Genomic DNA, 25,603 nt, shown 5'->3' with positions numbered 1-25,603 from the left:
TTATGAAGAAACTAATACCAGTAACGTAATATTTGGCAAGCACAAAATATGAAGAAACTTCTATTTCAAGATAATTTGAGAGAGCTGATGAAGCAAAAAGGGTTCTCTCAGGTCATGCTTGCCGAATCTACTGGTATATCACAAAGTGCTATATCTCTTTATCTTAGAGGTAAGGCGACTCCTAAAGCGGGGGAGTTGCAAAGAATGGCGGATGCTTTGTCAGTATCGATGGACTATCTATGGCGACGTACTGGAGCCGAAAGTCTACAAGAATCTTCATACTATGAACATAAATGGAGAGAGTCAGAACGAGAGCTCGCAAAATTGCGTGAGGCCTTAAAATTATTAGTTAACAATGTAAGTAAATAATGACCAATTAGATATGAAACCATGGCAGTTTTACACTCTCACCGTAATAGGCATCTGCTTGATCGCTCTTACTGGGGCAATCTCATACAGCTTGTACAACCTTTCTACCCAAATAGCTGATGTGACAAGGCTACCTCAAACAGGTAGCCAAGAAAAAATCAGCAAGCGTCCAATCAAATACGAATACCGATTCCGCGCATTATACAAAAAGGATTTTTACGACGGAAAAGAAGAACCTTTGATCTCCCCCAATAGCCAAAAAGACCTTGATTTTTTTGGATGGGATTATGCTGGCACTTTGTTTGACGACGGCCGCTGGATTTTTGTCCTTATGAAGCGCAATATCTGATGTATGACACAGCGCAACATTCTGATCATAAATTTTATACATCTAACAAGCATAACAAATTCATAATAAATTTGTTGTGACGTTAGAGAGAGGTGCTTGCGTGAGCTATGCTCGCGTCCGATGACCAACACACATACCATGTTGCATGGGGACTGCATGTCCCTGATGATGACGATGCCGGAGGCATCCTATGATGCCGTGATCACCGATCCTCCCTACGCCAGCGGCGGCCTCTCTACCGCTGCCAGAGCACAAGACCCACGCGTCAAGTACCAGCAATCCGGCACCCGTAAATACTACCCGACGTTTAGCAATGACACCCGCGACCAGCGTACCCACCTGATGTGGTCCGTGCGGTGGATGGAGCAGGCCCTCCGCCTGACGCGCCCCGGCGGCTGGCTGATGGTATTTAGCGATTGGCGTCAACTCCCGCTCACCTCCGACGCCTTGCAGATTGCCGGCTGGACGTGGAGGGGCATCATCCCCTGGGACAAGACGGAAAGCTGCCGCCCCCAGATGGGACTGTACCGCAACCAGGCCGAGTACGTCCTGACCGCCACGCATGGAGGATATAACAAGTCCGTCAAGCTATGCCCTCCGGGAGTGGTCCGCGAGCCAATCCGCCCCAAGGATAAGCTCCACTTGACGGGCAAGCCGGTCCCCCTGATGGAGCACCTCATGACCATCTTGCCTGCCAAGTCCCGCATCTTGGACCCGTTTGCCGGCAGCGGAACCACCCTGGTGGCTGCGCGCAACAAGGGACATACGGCCGTGGGCATTGAGCTGTCACCGGACTACCACCGCATCGCCTCCGACCGACTCGGCCTCGTGCTCACTGCCTAATCTCCGTCGATACCCAGTACGGCAAGACCGCCAGGAAAATTCCCGGCGGTCTTTTTATTAATGTTAATGACATAAGTACAAATTTTGTATTTTCATACTTCTGTATATTCTATTCCTATATGCACAAAATATTACTTAATTCAACGTCAAATAACGAAATTGAATCCATTACTATTGACGGAAATAATGCCTTGAAATGGAATTTTATGCATGCATTGCTCAACAATATTTTTGAAACGGATAGACACAATGAAGTAGAAGCCCTAGAAGACATAAAATTGTGGGCGAACCTATCAGATGATGAAGTGAACCAAATCCTACCATTCTCTCCATGTGAGAGAAAAGGTGACACGATGCATTTGAAAAGCCCTGCTGCCGAAACTGCGCCTGATGAATTGTTAATCCGTATTTATGAGGCAATAAAAGAAAAAGCTCCCCACGTTTTAGGTTAACAACATCCAACCATTGCACGCCCCCTGCAGCATCCCTGCAGGGGGCTTTTTTTGGCCGTCATTAGAGATGGCAAAAAATTGTGGTAAGGTTGAGGCATGGACGACAAGACGCTCAAGCACTGGGCCTCCGGGCCCCTCTGTACCATTACCCAGGCAGCGGCCCTGCTGGGAGTGTCCTCACAGACGGTCAGGCGCATGGTGATGCACGGCAGCCTGATCGCTTGGCGTCCCAACCCGGCCGGAAGAAAGTGGCTGCTCTACCGTCGCCAGGTGGAGGCTATGGCCGTCACTCTCCAGAGACGGGCCATCCGTCACGCCCGCCTGCTGCAGAGCACATTCGACTTTTTTTGACGCCAAATGCGCCAAATGCAACAAACGCGCCAAATGCAACAGAGGGTCGCCGGGAATGGGCTAAAGTGCCCCCATGAGCTACACTCCCTCTCCTGTTGATAATACTACTGGTGCACATGATACAATCCCGGCTCCGGGTGGAGCCGGGAACACCACCACCAACAAGACGCCATTTTACCTGTCCAAATACTTTTGGACCAACTTGGCCGCCTTACTGGCTCTGATCATCCCCGACGTACGGGCCTGGCTGGACAGCAACCCCATTGAATTCTTTAGCGCCCTTGGCGCGGTCAACATCCTGCTGCAGTTTATAAGCGGCGGGAAATACCAGCTTGCCGGAGAGGATGGCCAGAGTGGCCAGTCCGCCAATCCGGCCGGCGTCCTCCCTCTCCCCGTCGCTTCCATGGGGGAGGACGTCGCTCCCCCTGTGGAGGACCGGAGCCAGTATCCTGATCAGGATACGTCGTCCATGCCCAATGGCTCCGGGTCCTCCTCACCTTTGTCCGGGACGACCCGCCTGATGATCGTCCTGGGCGCGTTGATGATCCTGCTTGGCAACTCCTGCAGCAAGGATGCCGACCCGGTAGCCACCAGCGTGGCTCTTACCGACGGGCAGGTGGTGGTCATCCGTGGTGGCTCATCCCTGGTGGTGGACCGTGACTCCCACAGCGTTGCCTGGTCCCAATCAACTCCGGACGTTGTCGTAGTACCGCCAGTCGTCCAGGCCACGTCCAAGTAACCTCCACTCTCAACTCTTAACCCTCCACTCTCCACAGCAATGACCTACGCAGAGTTACAATCCAACACACTGGCGTGGCAGCGCGCCCTCAAATTTGCCGGATTTTACCGGGGCCAGCTTGACGGCATCACCGGTCCGCTGACCCGTGAGGCGGCGGCCCAGTGGCGCGAGAGCCATCAACAGCTCCAGACCCGCTACGGCCGGCTGGACAAGCGCACGGAGGACAACCTGCTTACCCTCCAGCCTCTGGCCGCGCTCAAGGTGCGCCAGATGATGACGGCCCTGCGCGGTCTTGCCGACTGGCGGCTCATCTGCGGACTCCGCACCTACGACGAGCAAGACAAGCTCTACGCCAAGCGCCCCAAGGTGACCAACGCCAGGGGAGGGCAGTCCATGCACAATTTTGGCATTGCGGCCGACGTCTGCCTGTTTAGGGACGGCCGTGATATCTGGGCACCCAGCGAGGGACCGGACTCCATCTATAAGCCCGTGGCGGCCCTGGCCCATAAGCTGGGTCTGGTGTGGGGTGGAGACTGGCGCTCGCCCTACGATCCCGGCCATGTCCAGCTGGGCTCCCTCCCCACGGCCACCCTCCACCGCGCTTACACCACCGGGGCCAGCACGCTGGCCCAACTGCTCTGATCATGATCCTTGCACTAATAGCAGACGCCGCTGCAGGCATCTCGCCGGAGGCAGTGGGCACCATCCTCGGCGTTGCTCTCGGCTCGTCCGGGACATGGTGGATGGTCAAGGGCCGCAAGGCTCCCCAGCAATCCGACGATCCCCAGCGCTTCTTGATGGAGGACAAGTACGCCACCCGTGAGGAGGTGGCGGAACTCAAGGCCCTCCAAGCCAAGACCACCGACGACATGCACAAGAGGCTCAACGGCATCACCGTCAAGCTTAATGAGATGTCCGGCACCCTCACCCTGATGATCGACATCCTCAAGACCCGTAAATCCTTATGACCACTCGCGCCAACATCAAGATCACCGTCCTGCAGGTCCTCGACCGGCTGCCCGCTGCCTATACCCAGCGCGTGTCTGCCCTCCGGGCCGAGGTATCCCTGGACATGTCTCCGAGTCCAGGTACTGCCGATATCGACCTAGCTATCCAGGAGCTGGAGGCCCTGCGCCTGATCACGTCCACCACCTGCATGATCACTGGCGAGCGCAAGTACGCCATCACCGACGCCGGCCGCGTCCAGCTTACCCAGATATGAGGTAACAGTGAACAGGTAATAGTTAACAGTATTAACGCTATGCTCCGCAAGCCCAGACCAGACAGTGTGATCGGCTCCCAGTTGCCCCCCATCATCAAGGACGACGTAGACACCATGCTGCTCTCCGGCGAGTCCTACCGCAAGGTGCAGCAGCGCCTGGAGGAGGACGGCATCAAGCTGAGCCAGGAGGCCATCCGGCGCTACTACCACTCCCAAATCCTGCCGGCGCGTCTGGCCCGGCAGAACAAGACGGCCGAGGAGCTCAACAAGATATCCGTGGAGGGGGTGGACGAGGCCACCATGCGGGCCATCCGCTCCGCCGCCCTGGACCTGGCCGCCTCCCCGTCCTGCGACCCTAAGGCCCTTAACATCCTGGTGGGACTCATCCTCAAGGCCGAGCAGCTGGCCCAAGACAAGCGCCGCCTCAAGATACTGGAGGCCAAGGCTGCCCAGGCCGACGCCGCCAAACAGGTCACCCAGTCCACCCTCACTCCAGAGGAGCGCGACCGCAAGCTGCGCAATATCTTTGGATGCTAACGCATCCGGTTAATAGGTAACAGTTAATAGTTAACACCAAATCAACTCTCATCTCTCCACTCTCAACCCTCCATCATGTCCTCCTCCCTGATCACAACGCCACTGGATCTGCTGCTGCCTTACCAGGCGCAGTGGGTGGCGGACGAGAGCCGGTTTAAGGCCGGCATCTGGTCCCGTCAGTCCGGTAAGGATTTTAGCACGGCCGCCGAGGCGGTGAGGGATGCGATGATCAGGCCCAAGACCACCTGGATGATCGCAGCCCCCTCCGAGCGCCAGGCGATGGAGTCGCTGTCCAAGTGCAAGGAGTGGGCGGAGGCATTTAGCGTCGCACTGGCTGCCGAGGAGATTGAGCGCCAGGACGGCCCCAACACCCTGCTCAAGTCCGGCTCCATCACGTTTGACAACGGCAGCCGCATCCTGGCTGTCCCCGGCCGGCCGGATACCGTGCGAGGCTTTAGCGCCAACCTGGTGCTGACGGAATTCGCATTTTTCGAGGACCCCGATGCGACGTGGCGTGCAGTGCTCCCATCCATCACCAATCCCCTCCGGGGCGGTGAGAAAAAGGTCCGCCTCATTACTACCCCCAACGGCAAGACGGGTCGTGGCGCCAGGACGTACAAGATCATCAACGACAACCTGCTTAACCCCAGGGAGGGCCGCAAGCAGCACTGGTCCTGCCATGTGGTGACCATCGCCAAGGCAGTGGAGGATGGCCTCCCGATCGACATCGACGAGCTCCGCGAATCCTTGGACGACCCCATTGGTTGGGCTCAAGAGTACATGTGCGAATTCCTGGACAGCAGCAACGTGCTGCTGCCCTACGACCTGATCGCCACGGCTGAGTCGGCAAGTGCCACGGTGTCCTGCGACCCGGCCATCTACCTGGGCAACAAGCTGGACCTGCGCCTGGGCATCGACTTTGGACGCACCAACGACCCGACGGTCTGCTGGACATTGGAGCGGGTGGGGGACGTGCTCGTCACCCGCGAGGTACTGGTGCTGCGCAACATGTCCGTGCCCGACCAGATGGAGGTACTGCGCCACCGCATCAAGGCGGCCAGACGCGTCTGCTACGACTACACGGGTGTGGGCATCGGCATGGGCGATGTCCTGGTCAAGGAGTTTAAGCGCTGGCATCCGGAGGGCCATGAGTATGGCAGGATCGAGCTCTGCACGTTTACGCCTGCGTTTAAGCGCCTCATCTTCCCGCGCCTCCGCCAGGCCTTTGAGGCTCCGACCCGCGTCCGCATCCCCATCGACGTGGAGGTGCGCGAGGACCTGCACGCCATGCAGCAGATATTTAGAGGTACGGACTACAGCTACGAGGCCCCGCACACCAGGGAGGGACACTCCGACCGGTGCACGGCCCTGGCTCTGGCCCTGCGCGCCGCCGACGGCCACGTGCAGCACCATCTCCCGGCCCCAGGCACCGGCCGCATCATCACGGGAGCGGGCCTGTTTGGCGGCCGCTCCCACGGCTCGCTCTTTGGCGGCCGTCCCATCCTACATCAACTCCTGGCAGCATAGTATGATCAGACGACTCTACAACTACATCCTCCACCGCAGGCCCCATGCAGAGGGCGTGCAGCGGGCGCTTACCGCGCCGGACAAGGCATCCCAGGACAGCAAGCCGGCCATGTTTGCCGCACTCGCCCTGGCCGAGCTGGACAAGGTACGCCGCCGCCAGATTGAGCGCGTGTGCCCGCTGGACTACCTGAGCGTGGATACCATACGGCGCTGCCTGCAGGACTGCCAGCTGGGCGCCTATGCCGAGCAGCAGTGGATCTGGGAACAGATGGAGCGCTACGACGCCATGCTGATGACCTGTATTACCAAGCGGGACGACGCTCTGAGCAAGTACGACTGGTCTATCACGGTCAAGCCGGACCTGGACGACCGCGACAGCCTGCTGGCCGAGAGCCAGCAGCGCACCATTACCGACCTGTGCAACGCCATCGTTAACATGGACGAGGCCATCACCTCCCTGTCCCAGGCGTCCCGCCGGCACTACAAATTCTTGCAGCCCTACGCCGACAGCGATGGCCTGCATCTGTTGCCCATTGACAACTGGCTGATGTGCCGGGACGGCTACCGGGGTCCCTGGGGGTACAATCCCAACGCCCAGTTTGGCCGCTACCGGGGAGAGGCCTTGCCGGTCCCGCTGGACGACCTCATCCTGCGCCTGCATCCCCGGCCCATCGACATGCCCGCCCAGATGCTGGTGCTTAACCGTAGCACGACGCTGGCCCAATGGGACGTGTTCTTGGAGAGGCTGGGTACGCCGCCGGCATTTTTTGTGCTTCCTCCTGACTGCTCCGAGGAGCTGCGTCAGGAGTACATCAAGATGTCGGCCATGTGCTACTCGGCGGCCACCGGCGTCATCGACCACGACTCCGATATCAAGTCCATCCCGATATCCCAGACGAGCGTCGACTTGTTTGACCGCCGTTACAAGGTGGCCACCGAGGAGATCGCCATGCTGACCACGGCCGGCAAGCTCACGGTCATGACCGAGTCGGGCTCCGGTACCTTGGCCGGGGGAGCACAGGCCGACGGATTTGCCGACTGGGCCGGCGGCGAGGCATCCTCCATCGCCTCTGTACTGACAGTCCAGCTGGTCAACCGGGTGCTGGATGAGTACCACCCCGGCCAGCCGCACCTGGTGAATTTTACGCTCTCCTGCGTGGACAAGACCACGCCGGACAAGGAGATTGCCAACGCCGCCGCCCTGCGTGCCGCCGGCTACGACATCGACGACGCCGAGGTCAGCGAGCGCACCGGCTGGCAGGTGACCGCCGGGGTCTCCTCCTCCCAGCTCTACGCCATCAAGGCCGCCGGCTACGTGCCCCAGCAGCAGGCCATGGAGGGTGTCGTCAAGATGCCCCTGCAGCCCGCCCCCCAGGAGACGCCCTACACGCTTAACTCCCGCCGCCGAGACGCCCTCACTACCCTGGCTCTGCACCGCAGCACCACACTCTGGGAGCCAGCCCGCCTCCGTCTGGAGGAGGTGGTCGCCCACCGCCTGCAAGACATCGACAAACGCCTGGAGCGGGTCACGCTGGAGATGCTGCCCCTCTCCCCGGCGGAGCAGGCCCAGCTGGCCCTGATGCTGCAGGTCCCCGGAGAGGAGGAGATCGTCTCCACCGCACTCCAGATTGCCCGACGCCTCCAGGAGGCCCGCAACGAGGGGAGACGCCGCGCGGCGGCCATTGACCCGTCTCTCACATTATCCACCCCTGCACGACCCCTGCACGGCGCAAATTCAGCCCAATCCAACGCATGAGCAACTACCGAGACAGATACATCGCCCGCGGCATCCCGGATTTTGACCCGGCTGCCTGCGCTCCGTACCCCGTCGGCCAGGTCCCGCAATCAGGCTGGTACCTGATTGAGCCGGCCGGCACCTACACCATCCCGGTGCCCGACACCTCCATCGCCCCAGGCAAGCGCTGGGACGTGGACGAGGTCATCGACGAGGCAGCACTGCAGGCCATCTGCGAGTCCTACGATCCTGCCATCAACGGCGGCAACGGCATCCAGGTCAACAACGACCACCTGCATCTGCGCACCACCGGCGATAACCCGGCCCTGGGCTGGTGCAAGGCGCTGGACTACGGCCGGGTCGACGGCAGCCTCTACCAGGCTGCCTACATCGCCTGGGTCAAGGACACCCACCATGACCTCAACCAAGGCAAGTACTGGGCATTTAGCACCGAGTACAAGCTGGCCGACTATAAGCGCGTCTACGACAACGGCTACAGCCCGACGCGCCTGTCCGGTCTGGCCGTCACCAACAACCCGGACCACGAGGCCCAGCCGGGCATCATCCGCCAATCCGCTGCAGGCGATGTGGTCGTCCACAGCCGCAGTGCCACCATCTCCCAAACCACAACCATGAGCAAGAAAGCAACACAGCAACGGGTCCTGCACTCCGACGATGCCGCCGGAGATGAGGAAAAGAAGAAGCAAGAAACCAACACCAACAATGACAATCCTTCGCCCGCTACCACGGAGGAGGAAAAGAAAAAGGAAGACGAAACCAATACCAACAACGACGACCAAAACAAAGACGAAACCAACTGCAACTCGGACGACGAGGGCTGGCTGGGGATCTGTAACGAGATCGCCAAGGCACTCAACCTGTCCGAGACCGCGACCGGGGACGACATCCTCAAGGCCGTGACGGATCTCAAGACGGATTTTGATTTGCTCAAGCAGCAGGTCGATGAGTCCAACGGAGGCTCCGTTGCCCACAACAGGGCACCCCTGCCGCGACAGCTGCATAACAAGGGCAACCAGCAGCGCATGGACCCCAAGGTCACTCCTGCGGGTGTGATCACCCACCGCACGCCGGAGGGCAAGGCCGTCAAGGTGCCGCAGAGCGACGTCGATCTGGTGGCCCATTGCCGCAAGGCCGTGGACGCCGAGGTCACCAAGCACGGCCGCGCTCTGACTCCGGGCGAGTACAACCGCACCTGGACCAGGGCTGCGGAGGAATTCACGTCCTCACGCAGCAAATAGCTCCACTCCCAACTCTCAACACTCAACTCTAAACAAGATGATTATTAAGCAAACTCCCGTGGTGCGCCGCGACTGGCCGGCCGGCACCACCGGCACCGACAAGAGCGAGGGCAAATTCGCCAAGCTCTCCGCTGACGGACAGACGATGTCCCTGGTGACGTCCGCCACCACCGTCCCTGACGGCGTCGTCAGCAACCCCGACGGACGCGACGGCGCCGACGGCAACGGCGGCGACCTGATCCTGATGCCTCATCCGGGCATCGTCCAGGTCCGTCTCAACGACACTCCCGGCATGATCGAGACCGGCACCTATCTGGTGCTGTGCGCTGATGCCACCGTCAAGGCAGCCACCGGCACGGCCGGTGAGCTCATCGTGGCTCAGTCCATGGCCCCCAACACCAGCGGACAGGGCAGCTGCCTCCACGAGGCCCTGCTCGTCGCCTGGGCAACGCCCACCGCCTAATACGCTATTAACTGTTAACTAATCACTATTAACTCATATGAGCACATCTGCAACTTACGCCGTCAACCTGCCGCTGACCAACTACATCGTCGGCTGGTACGGCACTCAACTCCACGACCCGGCACGCTTTCTTGCTCCGGGTGTCAAGGCCCCCGGCTTGCTGACCTCCTACAAGCGCTACCTGCGCCAGGACGCATTTGCGGTCTCCGATACCCGGCGCGGCATGTACGAGGCACCTCGCACCATCGACATCCAGGGAGAGGACCTCCCGGTCATGTTGGAGGAGCACACCCTCAAGATCGGCATCGACGACCGCGAGCTGCTCGGTGCCATCGACCAGGAGGTCTACCGTAACAGCCTGCGCCAGGCCAAGACCCGGGGACTGGCCCGCCGCATGTTGATTAGCCACAACAAGGAGGTGTTTGATTACGCCAACTCCATCATCCCCAGCATCACCAAGGTGGGCGACACCAACGAGGCCAACAAGTGGACCAACCTGGACCTGCCCTTGGCGGATATCCTGAAAAAGATGGCTAAACAATTTGCTCGGAACAATGGAGTCTATCCCAACCGCATCCTGACTACGGGCGATATCTGGGACCTTGTTGAGGCCAACAAGCAAATCCAGTACAAGATGGGTGAGGGGTCTCCCAAGGTACTCACCCAGGACAAGTTCCTGGATTTTATCGGTCTAAAAGGAGACGACATCCCGCCGGTCAAGATCATGCGCTCCATCGCCTCCTACAATCCCGGAGGCGTGGCGGGAGCAGAGGTGGACAACGTCAGCATCGTGGGCAGCAATTTCTACTTGTTTTACGCTGACGACGATCCGAGCCCATTTGACATCACGGCGCTCAAGACGCTCAACATCGCCGGAGACGACATGTACAGCACGGTGGAGACCTACCGTGACGACGACATCTCCACAGAGTGGCTGCGCATCAAGGGCCACCACAAGGTGGTCTTCTCGGCTCCCTCCTGCATGATGCGCATGCAGATCGCTTAATACAGGGTGGAGTGTGGAGAGTTAAGAGTTGAGATGCTCTTGCCTCCACGCTCCCTCTCTTAATACTTACCATCAATACACAATCAAGATGACCGCTAAATCAACCAAGACCAACAAGGCTACCAATCACGACGCTCCTCAGGCTCCCGCTCAGGATATAGCACCTGCCAATACCGACCAGGAGCAGATCACGCCGCCCGCAGAGGACACCGCTGCCGAGGCATCCACACCGGAGCCTGTAGCCAATCCCGCCAATCAACCTGCCGTAGACTCCCCCACGCCCGCCGACAAGGGTGACGGCACCAACCAGGAGGCAGGGAACGATCACGGACCCAACATGACCGAGGACGAGTACGAGGCCCTATATGGCCCCGCCAAGACCCTGGAGCCATACGTCGCCTCCTTGCGTCCCATCCAGGCCGGCTTGACTCCCAGACAGGAGATCACAGCCATCATCGCCGGCGGTATCATCGGCGGCTTGCTGGCCCGTACCAAGCCCTACGAGACCCTCGACCTGCATAAGGCGGCCGAGACCCTGGGCATGTGTGACACGATAGTCGATATGATCCTGCACCTCGACGATCCCGCCCCGGAGTCCCCGGACGAGCAACCCAACTCTTAACTCTCCACCCTCTACTCTCAACAACAATGTCAAGCTGGATCACATTGACGGCGGACATGCTCACGGAGGCCATCGACCGAGCGGAGCTGGAGGCCATCACGGCCGCCGACACGGATGGCACCGTCATCCCCGGCATCATCCAGGACGTGACGGCAGCCGTGCGCGAGGCCATTGCTGCCAACGCCGCCAATGTGATGGACCTGCAGAGCGACACCACCATCCCGCGCACGCTCAAGCCGGAGGCCCTGGACATGATCGCCTGGCGTCTGCTCAAGCGGTTTGCGGTGATGGTCTCCGAGGACCGGGATAAGGCCAACACAGCCGCCCGCGAGCGGCTGGAGGCCGTCCGGGCCGGCACCCACCGGGTGATCGGTCCGGATGGCCGCATGCCCGTGCCTCCCGGTAAGCGCCCCTACGTCCAGGGACCGCGCCCTGCCTACGGCTCCGGAGCTCCGGGGTTGTTCCCGTCCCCCGGACGGGGAGTTAACAGGTAACAGCAGCTCAACTCTCCACTCTCAACCCTCCTCACTCAACAGCAATGCCCTCTCCCTCGGATATCATGCGTGCCAAGGTCACGGTGCCTGCTGCCGGCATGTCGTCGGCGGACTGGGACGGCGTGGACCCGGATATCCGCGAGCGCTCCTACTGGACGGCCAGGCAGGGGCACTATGCGCGTGTGCAGGGATTTAGGGATCGCTCCCAGGGCATTGTGGACGGCAACCTGTCCGAGGCCGACGCCCTGCGCGAGGTCCGCGCGATGCTCAAGGCCACCGGCTACCAGCCGGAGCCCGGCACAGAGGGCACCATCCAGGACCTCAACTCCGACGCCCGCCAGCGCCTGATCCTGGAGACCAACGTGGCCATGGTCCAAGAGCGAGCCTACCGGGACTCCATGATGGGGTCGCTGGCCTATCCGGCCCAGCGTCTGGTGCGTATCCGCTACAGCCGCCAGCCCAGGGACTGGGCCGCCCGCTGGAGGGAGGCGGCGGCGGCCGTCAACTACGAGGGCGTGGCCACCGACGGCTCCCACATCGCGCTGCTTACCTCGCCCATCTGGCGCAAGCTCAGCCGATTTGACCTGGACTATCCTCCGTTTGATTTTAACTCCGGCATGGGGGTTGACCCGGTTGACTACGAGGAGGCTCAGCGCCACGGCCTGGTTATCCCGGAGGCGACGGTGGATGACATGGACGGCGAGTCACTCAACGCCAGCCTGGAGGCGTCCATCGCCAAGATGGACGGCGACCTGCAGCAGGCATTTGTCGAGGCTCTGGAGGATTGCGTGGAGGTGGAGGGAGACCGCGTCTACTACACCGACCCCAACGGCACACGCCCGGTGCACTGGAGCGAGGCCGGGCGTGTGATCTGCGGGCAGCGCCCTCCCGTCATCCCGGACACCCAGGCCAGGGCCATGGTCAAATTCGTGGAGGACCAGCGCAAATTTGACAGGAGCCAGCGCGGAGTCCAGGACTACGCCACCCAGGAGGAGTGGGACGCCCTCTACGATGCCGTCAACCGCATCACGCCCACCGACGTCCGGGAGAGCGGCACGCTCTACCGGGGCATGTCCATCGACCCCAACAACGCCGACCAATTCCTGGTTGCCATCAAGCGCGACGGCTACCAGGCGCTCCCCACCAAGATGGTGGACAGCTGGTCACGCACGGAGGAGACGGCGCAGCGGTTTGCCGGCAGCGGCAAACCGGGCAACGAGAGGATCATCCTTGTCAACGAGGACTACCGCTCCGGCCACCGCATCGACACCATCGTCCGCACTCTCCAAGATCAGAGGCGTCTTGTCAACAAGTCCGACCAGCATCCCCATACCAACGAGAGCGAGGTCCTGTTCATGCAGCAGGTCCGCCACGGAGTCAACAAGATCGTCCGGGGGAGGGACGGTACGCCCACCTACGTCTATGTCAGCGAGCAGTAATAACAGATCAACCCTTACGCCGGAGATGGCGGTTCTGGCGGCCGTTGTTATGGCGGCCGCTTACAAACGGTCTGGCCGGCTGCCAGCCCTGGGCGCGGGCTCGGCTTTCCCAGTCGGACGGCTCCGGTCGGATGCCGGACGCAGCATCGCGCGGTCTGGCCAGCTCCTTGAGCCACCAGCGCAGGTCGCGGTTACTGATCTTGCCGTCCATCCCACTCATGTCCCCCTTATGCCTCAACCCTTAACTGATGTCAACTCATGATCAGGTTGCACGTAGATGTGATTGGGCTTAACCGGCTCCCCCTGGCTCCCGCCATCCGCACGGAGATGGTGGCTGACGTGGCCAGGGCTGCCCGCCAGGCAGTAAGGGATAGTTTCCAGGACATGCTCGACCGCACCCAGTCCCAGAGATTCTGGGGCGCGGCCAAGCGATCAGTCAACCCTCCCGTCATCCGGGACAACAAGGCCACCATCGACATCACCCACATCGGCGTGCGCCTGCAGTGGCTGGGCGGCACCGTCAAGCCCTCCGGCCGCAAGTCGGAGGTGACCGGTCGCCGCATCAAGAGCCTGCTCATCCCGTTTAAGGATTCCCCCCTGCGCCGGCGCTCCCTGGCATCCCTCAATATCCCGGAGGAGGAGGTCATGGTCCTGGGCGACGTCGATACCGGCAGCGCCATCCTGGCCCGCGTCAAGCAGCGTAAGCGCCGCAACAAGGACGGCCACTACCAGGATGTCACACCACTGGGTGCCCTGGTCAAGTCCGCCACCATCCCGGCCCATCCGGAGGTGATGCCCTCCCGCGAGCAGATGCGCAAGAATGCCGTGTACGCCGCCACCCTGGTCCTCAACCGCCTCCTGGCCCAGGCCGACGACAACTCAACACTCAACTCTTAACTCTCCACTCTCATGGACAAGGATTACAAGCTCGCCGAGCATCTCATCAAGCACCTGCAGCAGGACGACGTCCTGGCTCCGATGGTGTGCCCAACCGTGTGGGACGACCAGGACCAGGTGGACGCCATCAACCGCGTGGCCATTGGCAAGCCCGGCAGCGTCGCCGTCACTCCTGCAGGATACGTCCCCCTGCTGGACATGGGCGTTGATGCTCCGATGGTGCGCATGCACGCCGTGCTGGCCGTGAGCTGCTTTGCCAGGACAGCCGGGATGCCCGGAGGCATGCCGCCTCTGCGCTGTCTGTCCGGCATGGTCGGGCAGGCGCTGCACGCGGTCCGCACCTGGGACCCGGTCGTCGACCGCGTCTGCTACGACATGCCTTCCGTGGCATCCGTCGAGGATTACGATATGAGTAAGTCCAAGCTCACCGGCTTCCGGGGACGGGCCATCATCCTCTACGCTCCCGTCAACTTTTAATTTTTCCCTCATCCTCACCCACAACACACAACCATGGCTAAGACCAACACAACCAACAACACAGATACGACCGGCACGACTCCGCAGGCTCCCGCCCAGGAGGATACGCTGGTGTTAGTCCGCGTGACCAAGACGGGCACGCTCATCAACGGCGCTTACGGGCGCGCAGGTGCGACCGCCAAAGTGACAGCCTCCCAGGCCAAGGCCCTGGAGGCGGCCAAGCTGGCCGTCATCATCGGCGTGTAACTACCAACCATTAACCAACCACTAATCACTGATATGTCTAGATTTATCATCCCCGGCCTGATCATCGGCTCCAAGGTCAGCATCGCCAAATTCGGAGCCTCCATCGGCAGCGGCGACCAGGCCAAGACCGTGTCTGCAGACTGGCTGCCCGTCCCTCCGAGCGACGAGGACCCCGGCCCCTGGCTCTACATGGGCAAGGTCCGCACCAGCAACCCTCAGATTGAGCCCAAGACCGCAGAGATTGAGGGCACCAGCGTCGGCGGCACCTACGAGACCGAGGAGATGCAGCTGGTCACCAAGCGTAAATTCCTGTTTGCCTCCAACTACATCACCCCTGAATTCCTGCAGCTCTCTTTTGGGCTGCGCGAGGACTGGGGCACGGAGCAGGTTGTGTTTGCCGCCGGCTCCACGCAGATCGACGTCTACGTCTACACGGAGTGGACCGACGCCTACCGCGACGGCGCCAGGATCATGAGCGCCTGCATGCAGGGCCGCCTGCGTCTGGTCAACCCGGCCAAGGCGGCGTCTGATCCGTCCCTGGCCGAATTTGAGCTCAGCGTTGTTTACAACCCGCTTTGCAAGCTGACGCCTGACGCGGACTATCCGGCGGCCTAAGCACGCCACTTCCTCCCGGCGATCCGCCGGGAGGAACCTTTCTCAACTCTCCACTCTCCTCCCCCCACACTGATATGATACTCCTGATTGACTTGGCCACCATGGCCGTCATGCACCCCGGCGGCATACCGGTCACCGACCTGTCCCTGGTGCGCGGCGATAAGCTGCCCCTGCGCATCACTCTGCTGGATGAGGGCACTCCGGTGACTCCCTCCGGCACAAGGCCGGCGCTGGCCGTCAAGACCGCCCTGGGTGACGATACCCTGGTCCTGGCCGCCACCAACCTGGAGCCGGTCGACGACGCTCTGGGGCTGGCTTATGTTGGCAGCTTGTCGGTCAACACGACTCAGTTGATCGCAGCCATGGGCAGCGCCGATCGCATCGACCTGGTCGCGGAGGTGGTCATTATTGACGGAGACGGCTCCCAGCGCACCTCATCCCTGATCAAGGTAAGAGTGCGCCAGGATATCATGCCGGCAGACGTCGTCCCTCCAGATGACGTCATCGTCAACTGGGAGGAGATGGTGGCCGCATCCCTGGCCAACCAGCTGCCAGACGCCTTGCACAACGCCGGCATGTATGTCACTCCGGCCAGCGGCACGGCATCCATGTCGCCTCCCGGCTATGACCAGGACCAGACCGTGGCATGGTCATGGGCTCGGTTTATATTTGGCGATGACCTCTTGACCGGTTATGTCGGATCGATCTGCAAGGTGCGTGACGTGTACATGTGGGCAGTCCTCGGCACGACGGACACCACACCGCGCTGGCTGGACATCTGGCGACGTGCTCCGGGCGGGGACTGGGTATTGGCGGCACGATCCAGTCAGGCCGTAGCATCCAGCACTGACGTGGACCTGTACATGTGGGGGATGATTGCCGATACGGATATTGTAATCGGGGACGAGGTGGCGCTGCACGTCTATGGTGGCACGCCCGAGGCGCCAGTGGAGATCCCCCTGTCCATCGCCCGGCAGATGGTGACGGCAGCCGACGGGCGCGGGATTGCGTCTGCGCTGGACGGACCGATTACCGATGCCACCGTCATGCCCGCAATGATGTTGTCCTGTACTTATCAGGACGGCGTCAGCGTGGGAGGGGTTAATCTGGCCACCCGCGCCGAGGTGCAGCGGTTGACGGATTATGCTGCCGCTACCAGCAAGCAGACATACCAGGATGCCCGCGCATCCGAGGCGGCCAGGGACGCAGCTCAGGAGATTGCCGAGGGTCTGGCCATCACTGTTGGCACGGTCACGACGGGCGAGCCAGGCAGCCAGGCAACCGCCTCCCTGACACCCGGCAGCACGCCGGGATCGTGGCAACTGGACATGACTATACCGCGCGGGGACGTGGGCGCTGTGGACACCTCCAAATCCTACACATGGACACAGCCACAGGTATTTGATGCCACCGTCACGGCATCCAGGGGCGTTCGCGTGCCGCTGCCTGCCACGGCCCAGGAGGCTATCTCTTACGAGGCGCTGATAGAGCAGCGGGCCGCAGATGATTGGCGGCGGGCGAACTACTACATGGAGACGCTGATCCCGTCTTGGGTGACAACACTGGTGCGGCAGATGCAGATGTCCGACGCTTATAATGTAGTCACGGCCAACGCATCCTCTAAGGAGGCGGTGTATACCAACGATCTGCACGATTTTTTGATTACCATGATGCCCTCCGCCGGTGTGTCTTTGATTGGCCGATCTACAGGCGCGTGGAAATTTGCCAATTACATGGGAGATCATAACAATAGTGCTTATGCCGCCGCCGTTGTATGGCGGATTATCGGCTCTGACAAGGCGTCTATCCTGCTGGGGAGCACATCCCAAGGGTACTCATCGACAACTAATCCGGCAGCGCCCTGTTATGCTCACCCCATCCATTGGGCTGACTACAATCTGGACGCAGCGGATTACAGGTATCCGTTGCTCAACGCAGTCAATAATTACACCAGCCGGGACATGGCACCCGCATGGCAGGTGACGATTTATCCCACAAGCTACCTGGGGAGTACGACGTCTTGCCTGATCCGAGGCACGGATTATGGGCGCGCCGTTGGCGACCAGCTATATATGTGGGCGCTTGTGCCCAAGATCACTTACGTTGCCGTGGCAATGGCACCCCGCGCAGCCGCCGATCATCAAAACACGATGAACAGATGGGAACTGTTTGTCGACGGCAATTATGTTATGCCGATGACATCCTTGTTTTGTGGCAGCGGCCACACGGCCTGCGTCACAGTTAAGGCCAAGGCTCACGAGGCAAGCAGTACCTTGCAAGTGGGGCTGCGTATGGGAGGCATGAGGATTGACGCAGCCCCCGCGCTGGGGGTCAACGATGTACGATCCATTATGGGGCGCGTGGTGATGGACGGAGTAACGGCCAAGCCTATGCCGGCGGTGACGGCTTCCGCGCTGGATGTACCTGCGGAGGGCGGTGAGGTAACGCTGACGGTATCGTCCACGCTGTCCGAGGCGGTTTATATACTCAACGATACCATGTGCGGGCATGACCCCGCCGCCGTATGGTGCATGCAGTCCTCTGAGCAGACACCAGCCGGAGGCGGCCAGATCACCCTGACGCTGGCTCCCAACACGACTGGCCAGCCCCGGCAGGTGTGGGCGTTTGTCGGCCATCACTACGCCCAAGCCTCCGTCGTCAAGATTAACCAATTAGCTTAACAACAACATGCAAGAGATACATTTACATTTTCCGCGCCCAGGTAAGTGGGACAAGTACACCATGACAGCCGTGTACCAGGACGCGGACGGCTACACTCACACTGACCATTATACCCAGGATGACATACCCGCCGATCAGGCCCCGGTCCTGGAGGCAACAGTCACCGCAATCGCGAGCATGGGTGAGGACTGGCAAGCCTCCCAGGTGTGGGCACAACTGGGAGACGACTCCGTGATCAATAACCCCGCTGCCCGCGAGGGGGCCGTCGAGGTGCACGAGGCCGTACTACTGACGGTTGAGGCTGTCAATAGTGCCGGCGGCCGGCGCATTTGCACACCCTCCGAGTACATGCAGTTTGTACTCGCGGACCCCAGCGCGGTGGCGTTTTTCCGGTATTTCACGGCTCTCAACTCTTAAGTCTCACCTCTCCACTCTCATCACACCATGCACTACCTCTCTCTCGACACGGTCATCTACCGTCCGGACGGACTCCGGGATATCGTGCTGTGCCAATACGACGACGTGATGGAGGAGCTGGTGACCGTCAAGCCATCCGTCCAGATCCAGCGCGAGGCCGTCATCGGTAGTCCCTGGATGCACCAGGCAGCCCGTGGCAACGCCTCCCTGCAGATGTCTTTTACCCTCGTGCGGGCGTTTACGACTTTCGCCCGCGCCCATGCCTGGGGACTCGACCTGCAGGAGGCGCTCACCCTGCACCCGGAGGGTGTGGTTACCTGGTTGTCCTGCTACTACCAGGGCCGGCCGGGCCGGACCAGGACCTACCACGCTACGGTTGACCTTGCCCAGCCTCTGCCGCTCACGAGCGATCATGACCTCGGTCCGGATGGGCCGCGCCTCGGCCGCCGTCCGGAGGATATCCGGCTGCCGGATGCCGAGGGCAAGGTCTGGGCTGCCCTGCAGGTATCCCTCACCCTCACGGGAGACATCTCTTAACCACTCTATTAACTTTTAACTATTAACTAATAACTATCATATCACCATGGCAGACAAGGATTACAAGGTACAGGTAGGTGTGGAGGCCAAGGCCGACACGCGAGGACTGGATCAAGTCAACAAGGGACTCGACAAGGTCCGCAAGACGGCACACCAGGTCAACGAGGAGCTGGGCGACAAGGAGGTCGCCACCAACCTGGAGGAGGTGACCGATGCCGCTGAGGAGACTGCCGATGCCCTGGACAAGACCAGTGACGCTGCAGAGGGTGTGCAGGAGGCCGTCAGTCAGGTTGGCCAGGAGGCCAAGACCACCGGCAATGAGATGGACAAGGCCGGCAGCAAGGGAGAAGAGGCCGGGCGCAAAATGGAGAGGGGAGCTAGGAGAGCGGCGTCCGGATTGGGTAACCTCAAGAGCAAGGTACAGGCGACGTTTAACATCCCTACCGAGCTGGAGGCTGCCTACAACCGGGGGGTGGCGTGGGGCAAAGCCATCCTGGATGCCTGGGATAAATACATTGAGGGCGTGGACAAGGCCGCTGTCAAGCGGGCGCGGGAGCTTAAGGACCGGCTGGCCACCGAGGCCGCCACCCGCGAGCAGGCTTATACCGATGCGCTGACCAACGCCAAGCGAGAGCGCATCTATGACGAGGAGCAGCGCAGGATCACGGCCATCAATGACCTCTACACCCAGCGCCTCCAGCTCATCGGCCAGCTGGCCGTCAACCGCACGGCGGAGGTGGATCATGTCGAGGCCCTCCGTCAAAAGGAGCTGGAGCTGCAGCGTACCATCGTCAAGACCCGCGAGATCAGGGGGGAAATCAGTAAAGAAACGGCCGCCGCCCTGATGGCCGACCTGGACGCCTCCGAGGCCAAGTCCGCTGCCAAGTCTCGTGAGGATCGTCAGCAGATCATGCTGGATGCAGCCATCCAGGCACGCGATGAAACGGCCAAACAGGTGGCCCAGATCAAGGCTGAGCAGGAGCAGGCGGCCAAGTCGCCTTATGCGGGTGTGACTCCGGATGGATATCGCACACTCAAGCGACGGGAGGAGGTGCTTGACAAGGCGCATCAGGAGGCCAAGGACCTCCTGCCGCAGAAACAGAAATTAGAACAGGAAAAACAACGCCTCGAAAAAAGTATTAGCCTACTCGAAAAGACGCAGGAACTTAACAAGCAGCAACGGATGAATCCGTTGCTGGGGGCGGAAAATGCCATCTATGAGACGGAGCGCAGATTACAGGCAGACCGTGCCCGATTGGAGCGCATCAATAAAGAGTTGGGCACAGCCAACATTGCTATTGCCAAAGACAAATCCCAGCAAGCAGAGCGTCAGCTTGTTGAAGATAAAATAGATGCCATTGAGGACTATTACCGCACTAGCAATCCTCTCAAGTCGTACTCGGCTAACAACGATGGTGCAGAGAAGATGAAGAATGATATCGCCGCAGATATTGCAGCTCAGGAAGCCAAACAAAAAGATATCAAGGACCGTCTCAAGGAAAAAGAAAACCAGCTCAAGCTGGACGAGGCCAACGTCACTACTCAGCAGCAGATACTGCAGTACCAGCGTGAGATCAACTCCAAGGAGGCTACCATCGCCGCCGCCAAGGCGGATCAGGCCAGCGCCGTGGCTGCCGACGAGCGTCGGCAAAAGGACCTCGCCGAACTGGCCAGCCAGCGCAAGGGCGTCCAGGAGCGCTGGCGCGAGCACTACGACAAGCTCACTGCCAGCCAGGATTACAAGGAGCGTGAGACTCCCAGGCTCAAGCGGCTGCTGACCCAGGGGCAGCACATGGCCGATGCCGGCTACATGTCCGAGCAGGACGCCGTGCGCCTGGGACAGATGCGCGACGAGGCCCTCAAGGGGTTGCCCAGGGAGCTGCGGGCCAAGGTCAAGTGGATGGTGGACGACATGATCAAGGGATACTCCAGAGCCGCGTCCGGAGAGAGAGAGTTGTTGACTCCCCTGGAGCGCAAGGACCTGGAGGCGAGTCGCTACAAGGCCAAGCTGGACGGCCTCTCCGACATTACGCCCAGCCTGCCCAAGGATGGGGCCGCCAGCAAGATTGTGGCGATCCTCAAGGATGTGGCCAAGTACGGCATCCTCAATGAGGCCACCGTCAAGCGGCTCCAGTCCCTGTCCATGCGTATCAACGGAGACGATGCCGCCGGGCAGCGTGTCGTCTCCCTGGTCAAGGAGCTGGTCCAGGGCGAGCTGGGCCGGATATTGATGACCATGTCCAGGCCTCAGCCGGTCAAGCCCCGCCGCGTTACTCCGGAGGGCCGCGACCTGGACGCGGAGGATGCGGTGCGCACGCGTATCCGGGCCGGAGCCCAGGCGCCACAACCTCCTCCGCATCCTGCTCCCCAGCCTGCAGCAGGCCAGGACTACAGCTCCATGATCGGCGAGTTTACCCGGCAGATGTTTGGTCAGAGCGACACCTCTGGCCGTATCCTGGATGTCATGCAGCAGTTTGTCACCATCGCCAAGCAGGCGGCCGATAACTCCTCCCGGCACAACGACCGTTTGAGCACGATTGAGCGGGAGGTGGCAGCCCTCAAATCCCGTGAGCAGTACGGTCGCCATTAACCCCTATCCATCACCGATTGATCCTCCATGCACGTCATTGAGCTAACAGGCAGCGCCATCAAAGGAGCCAAGTATGACTGGCGCAATTTTACGGCCGCCAAGGTATCTTGGCTGCAGCTGGCCCGCGACCAGGACGAGCCGGCTCCCTATGCCTACCTGGATGATGTGCGCGTAGTCTGGGACGGCGTCATCGTGCTACAGGGCACGATCCGCAAGTGCGCTCTGGAGCAGTCCGGCAATGCCTGGCGCTGGTCCATGGAGGCATGCGATATCCTCCAACCCCTGGAGGCGGCCTTGTGTTTCAATCCTGGCGGTAAACTGAGCGGCGGCTTGTCTCCCTATGTCTCCGGAGGCGGGGGTGATGGCGTGGACGTGCCGCGCAAGATCAAGATCGCCAGCACGGTGCAGTGGCTGCTGGAGGATGCCCGCAAGTACGGACTGCTACCGGCAGACGTCGGCATTGAGGTGGCCGTATCTCCCACGGCCTGGATGTGGGACACTGCGTTGGGCTGTGACATGTATGCCGGGGTGTTGCGCAAGCTTCTGGGCGGCCGTCCTGGCATGGTGTGCTGGGTTGATTACTCCGGGGCCTCTCCCGTGATCAAGGTGGCTGACGGAGAGGAGTTGCCGGTGGCGACGCTGGACCGTGTGCGCGATCGGTTGTCCGGTATCAACCTGTCTCCCCGCCCGGACCTGGTGCCTCCGGCCGTGGGCGTCGTACTGACGGCCGGACGGCAGGCTTACCAGTCCCAAGTCTGGCCCAAGGGAGCTGACCTGCACCAGGAGGGATGTGTCACCATCCAGGTGGCGCTGTCCGGTGGCGCCACCTCCACCGGGGACGAGCCTCCGGTCAGCAGTGAGGACCCCGTCTGGGATTTTACCAAGCCGATTGTCGAGGTCAGGGGCGACAGGCTGCCCACGGGTACGGGGGCGGCCGACCTCAAGTGGTGGCAGTCCCAGGTGCCGGAGCTGGCCAAGGCGACTGGAGTAGGATTGGGGATCATCAAGCGGTCTCTGATAGCGGATGTAGAGGGCAGCGACCTGTCCAATTACTCCACCGATGATACGGCCCAGCGATATCGCCACGCGTCCGGTCAACTGTCCACCATCTGCAAGACCATTAAGTGGAGTTACATAGAGCTGCGCCAGGTCGTATACACCGACACCAAGCCTCCCAAGGGCACCGAGATGATCTTCACCAAGACCCGCAACTTTGGAGGCCGCGTCCGCTATTGGGGATGGCTCAAGTGGCGCGGGCGCACCATCAACAAGCAGCGCATGCGTTACCGGGCCAGCAAGTCCGGGGATGCCGGGGGGGATGACGGCAGCGATCCGCCCATCAGCGGCGGAGGCACACCGCCGTCATCCACGATGGAGTGGCCGGATTATACGTCCATCCTGCGGCAGTATTACGAGATCACCCGTCCGCTGCCCTGGGAGGGTGCGGTTACGTCCCTGCGCGCCCTCTGTCCGGCCGGGTTGGTGGGCCGCCGGCTCGCCCTGGAGGGCGCTCGCCGTGCGTACCGGGACATGGCTACCGTCGTCCAGGGAGTCTCAGTGGATTTAGCCGGCGAGACTACATCACTCACGACGGGCGTACCCTCTCACCTGTCCCTGCAGGACATGGTAGACCGCATCCAGCAGATGGCTGCCGACCAGCAGGAGCTGGACCAGGAGCAGCAGCAGGACAACCCGGTCCAGACATTGCAATATGACGACGAGGCCTACAAGTCACCGGATGCCCCGACCATCGGCCCGGAGGGCGGCATGGTATGGAGCGAGGCGCCGGAGCAGCCTCCCGCCTACGGCTATCAGGTCACCCTGGAGCGCGCCGAGGGCAGCGACGACATAACCGGCTGCCGAATTCGTCCGGGCAAGCTGATGCTCTCCGGCCGGTACATCGGTACGGTTCCCACGCCCAATAGCGGGGAGTGGTTTGCGTCCTCGTGCACGGCAGGCGAGATATGGCTGGACGTCAAATTCAGTGGTATGGGCAAGCTGACCGGCACCTCCATAGCTTACGAGCAGGGGGCGGTCAACCCCCTCCGCCTTCAGATGGAGGAGGGCGACCCCTCGGAGGTGTTTTCCTATTCCTTCCACTTGGCCACCATCCGGGACAAGGAGGTCATCCAGCACATGCTGGGCACCATCCAGGTGCCGGTCTACGGAGGCACTTTCTATCCATACGGCCCCGCCATCTAAATTTTACCCTATATATAATAGTATGATCAGGATTTTTATTTTTTCGTACTCCGGAGACGCCGACGAGGCAGCAGCTTGCGTGCGGTGCGCCCGGATGGCCGTACCCTATGCGAGCGTGACGGTGGTAGATGATGCAGCCAGTCCGGTACAGGAGGATATCGCAGATGCTCTCCGGTCCATGGGGGCGGACTACGTACAATCCACCTGGGAGCGCAACGGCAACCTGCGTGGCCCGGATTGTATCCGCGGCATGCTTTCCGAGATGTGCCGGGAGGCCGAGGATGACGATATCCTGGTCAAGATTGACTGTGACACGGCTCTCCTGGATGACGGCTGGCTGCGGTGGATGGAGTCCCGGCCATGGTGCCCGATGTATGCCTCTGGGGATTTTATCGACGGCTCCTGGAGGATTTACGGCTGTCTGTACGCCTTGCGCGGCTGGATGGCCAGACGTCTCTACCGGGAGATGGACTGGACGCTCCTGGACGATTCAGCGCCGGAGGACGTGACGATCGGCCGCGAGGTACTGGCCAGAGTGCCGGTGACATTGTGCCGGGTTGAGGAGCCGTGGCGACAACGATCTCCTTGGAGCGAGTGGACGGCCTGGTGCTGGCCTAGCAGGACGGTGAGAGCCGAGAGCTATGCGGCCAGGTTTGCGATGGTGACCACCGGTTCCCCTCGCATGGATGACCGGCCATCCAGCGAGCGGGCCAGAGTGATGCACCTGCTGGCCGACGCCAGGGAGCGGATGCTCCGGGAGGGAGTGGACAGGGAGGACGATGAGGCGGTGGATTGGGGTGAGCTTCTGGCCGCGTGTAAGGGTGAGGCAGAGTCTATGCAGACACCCTGCGCGGAGTAGGCAGACAGGCAAGTTATATCAGATACCTGTCATAGTTCTATCAGATGCCTTGGCGCGTTACAGTGCGTGGATTGAAACCGGATTGGATTCAGGCCGTCCCGTAGGGGAAGCTGTCGCACCCTCACGGGTGCGTGGATTGAAACTGGCGCGTTTCGGTCAGGTTGATCTGGTAGCGCAGTCGCACCCTCACGGGTGCGTGGATTGAAACTTTTCCTTATCGTTTCTCACAAACCCTTCCGGCAGTCGCACCCTCACGGGTGCGTGGATTGAAACTGAAGGTGTGCCGCAAGCGAAACAATACAATAAGTCGCACCCTCACGGGTGCGTGGATTGAAACTTGAACTTCGCAAGGTCCGAGTTGGTGATACGGGGTCGCACCCTCACGGGTGCGTGGATTGAAACACGGCATCTGCCTGTTCCCCGTTTTGCCGGAGGAGTCGCACCCTCACGGGTGCGTGGATTGAAACTCTCCATGGCGTTGCCAAGAACATTTTTCAGGAAGTCGCACCCTCACGGGTGCGTGGATTGAAACTAATCATATCCCTACTACAACGGTAGGAATTAGAGTCGCACCCTCACGGGTGCGTGGATTGAAACTGTACTCCAATTTCAGGGAGGATGTAGTTAACGTGTCGCACCCTCACGGGTGCGTGGATTGAAACAATCGCTTTCCC

Annotated in this window: 28 protein-coding genes and 1 CRISPR repeat array (1 of these 29 running past the window's edge); all 28 genes read left to right on the top strand. The window is 60.8% G+C overall.

Annotation, left to right across the window (positions count from 1 at the left end; translation table 11 throughout):
- Positions 1–48: 48 nt before the first annotated feature.
- The 28 genes from HJW02_RS00660 to HJW02_RS00525 all read left to right on the top strand — a co-directional run bounded on the left by HJW02_RS00660 (position 49) and on the right by HJW02_RS00525 (position 24,929).
- Positions 49–369 carry a helix-turn-helix transcriptional regulator gene (locus HJW02_RS00660; RefSeq protein WP_102749322.1) on the top strand — a complete coding sequence of 107 codons (321 nt, stop codon included), beginning with the start codon at positions 49–51 and terminating at the stop codon, positions 367–369.
- 58 nt (positions 370–427) lie between these two features.
- Entirely contained in the window at positions 428–718 is a 291-nt protein-coding gene (locus HJW02_RS00655) for a hypothetical protein (RefSeq protein WP_146024280.1), read from the top strand.
- A gap of 120 nt (positions 719–838) precedes the next feature.
- Positions 839–1,561, top strand: a complete 723-nt coding sequence (locus HJW02_RS00650; protein WP_102749324.1) for a site-specific DNA-methyltransferase — start codon at positions 839–841, stop codon at positions 1,559–1,561.
- A gap of 119 nt (positions 1,562–1,680) precedes the next feature.
- Complete coding sequence (locus HJW02_RS00645) at positions 1,681–2,013, top strand: hypothetical protein (RefSeq protein ID WP_102749325.1); 333 nt, start codon at positions 1,681–1,683, stop codon at positions 2,011–2,013.
- A 96-nt stretch (positions 2,014–2,109) separates the two neighbouring features.
- A complete protein-coding gene (locus HJW02_RS00640; RefSeq protein ID WP_102749326.1) occupies positions 2,110–2,364 on the top strand; it encodes an excisionase family DNA-binding protein in 255 nt (84 codons plus the stop codon).
- A 73-nt stretch (positions 2,365–2,437) separates the two neighbouring features.
- A complete protein-coding gene (locus HJW02_RS00635; RefSeq protein ID WP_146024281.1) occupies positions 2,438–3,103 on the top strand; it encodes a hypothetical protein in 666 nt (221 codons plus the stop codon).
- Between the two features lie 39 nt (positions 3,104–3,142).
- Entirely contained in the window at positions 3,143–3,745 is a 603-nt protein-coding gene (locus tag HJW02_RS00630; RefSeq protein ID WP_146024282.1) for a M15 family metallopeptidase, read from the top strand.
- Positions 3,746–3,846: 101 nt separating this feature from the next.
- Positions 3,847–4,071, top strand: a complete 225-nt coding sequence (locus tag HJW02_RS00625) for a hypothetical protein (RefSeq protein WP_146024283.1) — start codon at positions 3,847–3,849, stop codon at positions 4,069–4,071.
- 104 nt (positions 4,072–4,175) lie between these two features.
- Positions 4,176–4,325 carry a hypothetical protein gene (locus tag HJW02_RS00620; protein WP_180976188.1) on the top strand — a complete coding sequence of 50 codons (150 nt, stop codon included), beginning with the start codon at positions 4,176–4,178 and terminating at the stop codon, positions 4,323–4,325.
- Between the two features lie 39 nt (positions 4,326–4,364).
- Positions 4,365–4,862, top strand: a complete 498-nt coding sequence (locus tag HJW02_RS00615; protein ID WP_146024284.1) for a hypothetical protein — start codon at positions 4,365–4,367, stop codon at positions 4,860–4,862.
- A gap of 75 nt (positions 4,863–4,937) precedes the next feature.
- A complete protein-coding gene (locus HJW02_RS00610) occupies positions 4,938–6,389 on the top strand; it encodes a terminase family protein (RefSeq protein WP_102749331.1) in 1,452 nt (483 codons plus the stop codon).
- A gap of 1 nt (position 6,390) precedes the next feature.
- Positions 6,391–8,145 (top strand): hypothetical protein, encoded by a 1,755-nt coding sequence (locus tag HJW02_RS00605; RefSeq protein WP_102749332.1) that lies wholly within the window; start codon positions 6,391–6,393, stop codon positions 8,143–8,145.
- Positions 8,142–9,383: a hypothetical protein gene (locus HJW02_RS00600; protein WP_102749333.1), complete on the top strand. Its 1,242-nt coding sequence runs from the start codon at positions 8,142–8,144 to the stop codon at positions 9,381–9,383. Before HJW02_RS00605 ends, HJW02_RS00600 begins: the two co-directional genes overlap by 4 nt.
- Before the next feature lie 37 nt (positions 9,384–9,420).
- Complete coding sequence (locus HJW02_RS00595) at positions 9,421–9,846, top strand: hypothetical protein (protein ID WP_146024285.1); 426 nt, start codon at positions 9,421–9,423, stop codon at positions 9,844–9,846.
- 223 nt (positions 9,847–10,069) lie between these two features.
- The gene (locus tag HJW02_RS00590; RefSeq protein WP_208050588.1) at positions 10,070–10,852 is read left to right on the top strand and encodes a hypothetical protein; all 783 of its coding nucleotides are present in this window, start codon (positions 10,070–10,072) and stop codon (positions 10,850–10,852) included.
- Positions 10,853–10,940: 88 nt separating this feature from the next.
- Entirely contained in the window at positions 10,941–11,474 is a 534-nt protein-coding gene (locus HJW02_RS00585) for a hypothetical protein (protein WP_102749336.1), read from the top strand.
- 26 nt (positions 11,475–11,500) lie between these two features.
- A complete protein-coding gene (locus HJW02_RS00580) occupies positions 11,501–11,968 on the top strand; it encodes a phage protein Gp36 family protein (RefSeq protein ID WP_102749337.1) in 468 nt (155 codons plus the stop codon).
- 368 nt (positions 11,969–12,336) lie between these two features.
- Entirely contained in the window at positions 12,337–13,407 is a 1,071-nt protein-coding gene (locus HJW02_RS00575) for a hypothetical protein (RefSeq protein WP_180976189.1), read from the top strand.
- A 258-nt stretch (positions 13,408–13,665) separates the two neighbouring features.
- Entirely contained in the window at positions 13,666–14,304 is a 639-nt protein-coding gene (locus HJW02_RS00570; RefSeq protein ID WP_102749339.1) for a hypothetical protein, read from the top strand.
- A 12-nt stretch (positions 14,305–14,316) separates the two neighbouring features.
- Positions 14,317–14,781 (top strand): hypothetical protein, encoded by a 465-nt coding sequence (locus tag HJW02_RS00565; protein ID WP_102749340.1) that lies wholly within the window; start codon positions 14,317–14,319, stop codon positions 14,779–14,781.
- Positions 14,782–14,814: 33 nt separating this feature from the next.
- Entirely contained in the window at positions 14,815–15,027 is a 213-nt protein-coding gene (locus HJW02_RS00560) for a hypothetical protein (protein ID WP_102749341.1), read from the top strand.
- A 33-nt stretch (positions 15,028–15,060) separates the two neighbouring features.
- A complete protein-coding gene (locus HJW02_RS00555) occupies positions 15,061–15,642 on the top strand; it encodes a hypothetical protein (RefSeq protein WP_102749342.1) in 582 nt (193 codons plus the stop codon).
- Between the two features lie 74 nt (positions 15,643–15,716).
- Positions 15,717–18,323: a BACON domain-containing protein gene (locus tag HJW02_RS00550; RefSeq protein WP_102749343.1), complete on the top strand. Its 2,607-nt coding sequence runs from the start codon at positions 15,717–15,719 to the stop codon at positions 18,321–18,323.
- Positions 18,324–18,384: 61 nt separating this feature from the next.
- Complete coding sequence (locus HJW02_RS00545) at positions 18,385–18,741, top strand: hypothetical protein (protein WP_102749344.1); 357 nt, start codon at positions 18,385–18,387, stop codon at positions 18,739–18,741.
- A gap of 27 nt (positions 18,742–18,768) precedes the next feature.
- Positions 18,769–19,278 (top strand): hypothetical protein, encoded by a 510-nt coding sequence (locus HJW02_RS00540; RefSeq protein ID WP_102749345.1) that lies wholly within the window; start codon positions 18,769–18,771, stop codon positions 19,276–19,278.
- A 46-nt stretch (positions 19,279–19,324) separates the two neighbouring features.
- Entirely contained in the window at positions 19,325–21,868 is a 2,544-nt protein-coding gene (locus HJW02_RS00535) for a hypothetical protein (protein WP_180976191.1), read from the top strand.
- 27 nt (positions 21,869–21,895) lie between these two features.
- Positions 21,896–24,070 (top strand): hypothetical protein, encoded by a 2,175-nt coding sequence (locus HJW02_RS00530; protein ID WP_102749346.1) that lies wholly within the window; start codon positions 21,896–21,898, stop codon positions 24,068–24,070.
- A 22-nt stretch (positions 24,071–24,092) separates the two neighbouring features.
- Positions 24,093–24,929 carry a hypothetical protein gene (locus HJW02_RS00525; protein WP_102749347.1) on the top strand — a complete coding sequence of 279 codons (837 nt, stop codon included), beginning with the start codon at positions 24,093–24,095 and terminating at the stop codon, positions 24,927–24,929.
- Between the two features lie 47 nt (positions 24,930–24,976).
- Positions 24,977–25,603: direct repeats of the CRISPR family, unit length 31 nt; unit sequence GTCGCACCCTCACGGGTGCGTGGATTGAAAC (it continues 638 nt past the right edge of the window).

The sequence above is a fragment of the Akkermansia sp. GGCC_0220 genome (genome assembly GCF_017566105.1).
Lineage (GTDB): Bacteria > Verrucomicrobiota > Verrucomicrobiia > Verrucomicrobiales > Akkermansiaceae > Akkermansia > Akkermansia massiliensis.
Note: the sequence above shows the minus strand (reverse complement) of the source record. Positions and strands in the feature narration are given on the sequence as shown.

Bases quoted from the DNA above. Each gene is read 5' to 3' on its own strand.
- HJW02_RS00630 (WP_146024282.1), top strand. From the start codon at position 3,143: ATGACCTACGCAGAGTTACAATCCAACACACTGGCGTGGCAGCGCGCC.
- HJW02_RS00640 (WP_102749326.1), top strand. From the start codon at position 2,110: ATGGACGACAAGACGCTCAAGCACTGGGCCTCCGGGCCCCTCTGTACC.
- HJW02_RS00560 (WP_102749341.1), top strand. From the start codon at position 14,815: ATGGCTAAGACCAACACAACCAACAACACAGATACGACCGGCACGACT.
- HJW02_RS00590 (WP_208050588.1), top strand. From the start codon at position 10,070: ATGTACGAGGCACCTCGCACCATCGACATCCAGGGAGAGGACCTCCCG.
- HJW02_RS00575 (WP_180976189.1), top strand. From the start codon at position 12,337: ATGGTCCAAGAGCGAGCCTACCGGGACTCCATGATGGGGTCGCTGGCC.
- HJW02_RS00570 (WP_102749339.1), top strand. From the start codon at position 13,666: ATGATCAGGTTGCACGTAGATGTGATTGGGCTTAACCGGCTCCCCCTG.
- HJW02_RS00540 (WP_102749345.1), top strand. From the start codon at position 18,769: ATGCACTACCTCTCTCTCGACACGGTCATCTACCGTCCGGACGGACTC.
- HJW02_RS00555 (WP_102749342.1), top strand. From the start codon at position 15,061: ATGTCTAGATTTATCATCCCCGGCCTGATCATCGGCTCCAAGGTCAGC.
- HJW02_RS00530 (WP_102749346.1), top strand. From the start codon at position 21,896: ATGCACGTCATTGAGCTAACAGGCAGCGCCATCAAAGGAGCCAAGTAT.
- HJW02_RS00620 (WP_180976188.1), top strand. From the start codon at position 4,176: ATGTCTCCGAGTCCAGGTACTGCCGATATCGACCTAGCTATCCAGGAG.
- HJW02_RS00605 (WP_102749332.1), top strand. From the start codon at position 6,391: ATGATCAGACGACTCTACAACTACATCCTCCACCGCAGGCCCCATGCA.
- HJW02_RS00550 (WP_102749343.1), top strand. From the start codon at position 15,717: ATGATACTCCTGATTGACTTGGCCACCATGGCCGTCATGCACCCCGGC.
- HJW02_RS00645 (WP_102749325.1), top strand. From the start codon at position 1,681: ATGCACAAAATATTACTTAATTCAACGTCAAATAACGAAATTGAATCC.
- HJW02_RS00625 (WP_146024283.1), top strand. From the start codon at position 3,847: ATGGTCAAGGGCCGCAAGGCTCCCCAGCAATCCGACGATCCCCAGCGC.
- HJW02_RS00615 (WP_146024284.1), top strand. From the start codon at position 4,365: ATGCTCCGCAAGCCCAGACCAGACAGTGTGATCGGCTCCCAGTTGCCC.
- HJW02_RS00635 (WP_146024281.1), top strand. From the start codon at position 2,438: ATGAGCTACACTCCCTCTCCTGTTGATAATACTACTGGTGCACATGAT.
- HJW02_RS00650 (WP_102749324.1), top strand. From the start codon at position 839: ATGACCAACACACATACCATGTTGCATGGGGACTGCATGTCCCTGATG.
- HJW02_RS00585 (WP_102749336.1), top strand. From the start codon at position 10,941: ATGACCGCTAAATCAACCAAGACCAACAAGGCTACCAATCACGACGCT.
- HJW02_RS00660 (WP_102749322.1), top strand. From the start codon at position 49: ATGAAGAAACTTCTATTTCAAGATAATTTGAGAGAGCTGATGAAGCAA.
- HJW02_RS00545 (WP_102749344.1), top strand. From the start codon at position 18,385: ATGACAGCCGTGTACCAGGACGCGGACGGCTACACTCACACTGACCAT.
- HJW02_RS00610 (WP_102749331.1), top strand. From the start codon at position 4,938: ATGTCCTCCTCCCTGATCACAACGCCACTGGATCTGCTGCTGCCTTAC.
- HJW02_RS00600 (WP_102749333.1), top strand. From the start codon at position 8,142: ATGAGCAACTACCGAGACAGATACATCGCCCGCGGCATCCCGGATTTT.
- HJW02_RS00535 (WP_180976191.1), top strand. From the start codon at position 19,325: ATGGCAGACAAGGATTACAAGGTACAGGTAGGTGTGGAGGCCAAGGCC.
- HJW02_RS00580 (WP_102749337.1), top strand. From the start codon at position 11,501: ATGTCAAGCTGGATCACATTGACGGCGGACATGCTCACGGAGGCCATC.
- HJW02_RS00565 (WP_102749340.1), top strand. From the start codon at position 14,317: ATGGACAAGGATTACAAGCTCGCCGAGCATCTCATCAAGCACCTGCAG.
- HJW02_RS00525 (WP_102749347.1), top strand. From the start codon at position 24,093: ATGATCAGGATTTTTATTTTTTCGTACTCCGGAGACGCCGACGAGGCA.
- HJW02_RS00595 (WP_146024285.1), top strand. From the start codon at position 9,421: ATGATTATTAAGCAAACTCCCGTGGTGCGCCGCGACTGGCCGGCCGGC.